The 2,661-nt window shown below is 74.5% G+C and carries 4 protein-coding genes and 1 tRNA gene; 3 read left to right on the forward strand and 2 right to left on the reverse strand.

Annotated features, from left to right (window positions below; translation table 11 throughout):
* Positions 1-92: 92 nt before the first annotated feature.
* Positions 93-166 (forward strand) — tRNA-Met (locus tag AC0CYZ_RS24985).
* 65 nt (positions 167-231) lie between these two features.
* On the opposite strand, the gene AC0CYZ_RS24990 is transcribed toward AC0CYZ_RS24985, so the two are convergent.
* On the reverse strand, positions 232-588 hold the full coding sequence (locus tag AC0CYZ_RS24990; RefSeq protein ID WP_472220365.1) for a DUF952 domain-containing protein: 357 nt from the start codon (positions 586-588) through the stop codon (positions 232-234).
* Positions 589-677: 89 nt separating this feature from the next.
* On the opposite strand from AC0CYZ_RS24990, the gene AC0CYZ_RS24995 reads away from it, so the two are divergent.
* Together AC0CYZ_RS24995 and AC0CYZ_RS25000 are read left to right on the forward strand one after the other, a co-directional pair.
* Positions 678-986 carry a YggT family protein gene (locus AC0CYZ_RS24995; protein WP_472220367.1) on the forward strand — a complete coding sequence of 103 codons (309 nt, stop codon included), beginning with the start codon at positions 678-680 and terminating at the stop codon, positions 984-986.
* Between the two features lie 52 nt (positions 987-1,038).
* Positions 1,039-1,644: a class I SAM-dependent methyltransferase gene (locus tag AC0CYZ_RS25000; RefSeq protein WP_472220369.1), complete on the forward strand. Its 606-nt coding sequence runs from the start codon at positions 1,039-1,041 to the stop codon at positions 1,642-1,644.
* Positions 1,645-1,663: 19 nt separating this feature from the next.
* Here the strand turns inward: AC0CYZ_RS25000 and AC0CYZ_RS25005 are convergent, their stop codons facing one another.
* Positions 1,664-2,593: an alpha/beta fold hydrolase gene (locus tag AC0CYZ_RS25005; protein ID WP_472220371.1), complete on the reverse strand. Its 930-nt coding sequence runs from the start codon at positions 2,591-2,593 to the stop codon at positions 1,664-1,666.
* Positions 2,594-2,661 lie beyond the last annotated feature (68 nt).

Here is a 2,661-nt window from a genome sequence, read left to right on the forward strand (position 1 = left end):
GGCCGCCGTCGTCGCCGTGCACGCCTTCCCGCCGCACGACGACGGGTCGTTCCGGCTGCCCGCGTCGCTCGCGGAGCGCTGAGGGGAGCGGGCGCGGGGTGGAGCAGCTCGGTAGCTCGCTGGGCTCATAACCCAGAGGTCACAGGTTCGAATCCTGTCCCCGCTACGAGTAGTCGAAGGCCCCCGACCCAGCAGGGTCGGGGGCCTTCGTCGTTCCCGCGCCCGCTCCCCTCAGCGCTCCGCGAGCGACGCGGGCAGCCGGAACGACCCGTCGTCGTGCGGCGGGAAGGCGTGCACGGCGACGACGGCGGCCCGGGGCAGCGGCCCGTACACGTGCGGGAACCACGGGCCCGACGTCTCCACCCGCCCGTCGCGCACCCCGGGCTCCCAGCGCACCGGCGCCCCGACGCGGCCCGGGTCGACCTCGAGCAGCACCAGGTCGGTCCGGCCCGGGTAGAGGCGCGAGGCGGGGAGCGCGACGGTGCCCGGGTCCGAGCAGTGCACGAAGCCCTCGGTGGCGAGCGAGGGCGGCGTCAGGAACTCGCCCGCGGCGTCCCAGTCCGCGCGCGAGCAGATGTGGAGGATCACGGCGACCACCCTCGCAGGGCGTCACCACCGGGACGATCCGGACGGGGGTGGGCCCCGACCCGGCCCCCCGGACGGGCCATAGTGGAGGCATGCTCGCGAGCCCGACGGACACGATCCTGCTGGTCGTCTACTACGTCCTGTTCGTGTTCTACCTCTTCATCATCGGGCGCCTCGTGGTCGAGGTGGTCCGGGGGTTCGCACGCGACTGGCGTCCGGCCGGGGGCACCGCGGTCGGGCTGGAGCTCATGTACCGCGTCACCGACCCGCCCGTGAAGCTGCTCAAGAAGCTGATCCCGGCGATCCGCATCGGGAACATCAGCCTCGACCTCTCGATGATGATCCTGTTGATCGTGGTCTACATCGTCATGCGGATCATCGACCCGCGCGGCGGGACGTGACGCGTCTCCGCTCCGGTGGTCGGGGCGCCCGGCACCTGGGAGTCTGCCGGGCGTGACGGCAGCGCGTGACCTCCTGACCTTCGTCTCTTCGGCCGTGCGCAGCCCGGCGGTGATCGGGGCGGTGGCCCCGAGCGGGCGCGCGCTGTGCGACCTGCTCGCGTCGGTCGCCCCGCAGGACGGGTCGGCGACGGTCGTCGAGCTCGGACCGGGCACCGGCGTCGTCTCCCAGGCCCTGCGCCGCCGCCTCGCGCCCGAGGCGCGCCACGTCGCCGTCGAGATCGACGCGGGCATGGTGACGCACCTGAACCGGACCCGGCCCTGGCTCGAGGTCGTGCACGGTGACGCCAAGGACCTGCAGAAGCTGCTCGCCGACATCGGCATCACCTCGGTCGACACCGTGGTCAGCGGGCTGCCCTGGACGCTGTTCTCCCGCGAGGCGCAGCGCGGGATCATGGAGCAGGTCTCCCGGGTGCTCGTCCCCGGCGGGGTGTTCACCACCTTCGCCTACCGCCACGTCAAGAACCTGCCCACCCAACGGCGCTTCCGCGAGCTGCTCGAGCAGAGCTTCGACGAGGTCCGCGTGACGCCGACGGTGTGGCGCAACGTGCCGCCGGCGCTGGCCTACCAGTGCCGCAACGTGGGTGCCGCCGGCAGCTGACCTCCGCCGCCGACCGGGCTCACGAGGCGAACCCGGCCAGCCGCGGGCCCAGCGAGGCCGCGTCGAGGTCGGCGGGCTCGGTCGCGTCGCAGAACACGGTGAGCAGCTCGGCGAAGCGGATCGGCTCGTCGCAGTGCGGGAAGTGCCCGGACTCGTCGAAGATCTCCAGCCGGCTGCCCGGCATGAGCGAGGCGGCGCGGTAGGCGTGCCCGACCGGGATGATCGGGTCGCGGCGACCCCAGGCGACGAGGGTGGGCAGGCCCTCGGTCAGGTAGAGCCGGTCGGTCCCGGTGACCCGCTGGCCCCACGGGCCGATGACGCCGCGGATGGTGTCGACGAACGCGTCGGCGTGCGCGCGCTCGGTCAGCGAGCCCGCGTGCCGGGCGTACTCGCGCAGCGAGACCCGGTCGGCCGGGCGCAGCGGGAGGGAGGCGGCCGCGCGCAGGGCCGCGACGCCGAGGCCGAGCACCCCGGTGCGCGCCAGGATCGGCACGACGACGCCGGCGCCGGGCAGCGAGGCGAGCCGCAGCGTCGGGCTCACCCCGCGGCCCAGCCCGCCCGAGGACACCAGCACGAGCCGCGAGCACAGCTCGGGGAACTGGTAGGCGAACTGCATCGCGACGCCGCCGCCGAGCGAGTGCCCCACGACGGTGACCCGACGGTGCCCGAGCGCGGCGAGCAGGTCGCGCAGCCCGTTGGCGAAGGCGCCCATCGAGAAGTCGCCGCTGGGGCCGGCCGACTCGCCGTGGCCGAGCAGGTCGGGGGCGATGACCAGGCGCCGGCCGCCGGTCCGCTCCAGGCACTCGATGACCGGTTCCCAGGTCGAGGAGCTGCCCGCCACGCCGTGGAGCAGGACGACGACCTCCGGGTCCTCGTCGCGGTCCGGGCCGGCCTCGATCCAGGCCATCCGGTGGCCGTGCAGGGTGAGCGTCCGCCGCGTGGAGACCATGGCGGCATCGTCGCACCCCTCCGGGTGACCGGCGCCCCGGCCGGGCGGTGGCGGTCCCTACCCTGGCC

The sequence above is a fragment of the Actinomycetospora sp. genome, assembly GCF_055612215.1.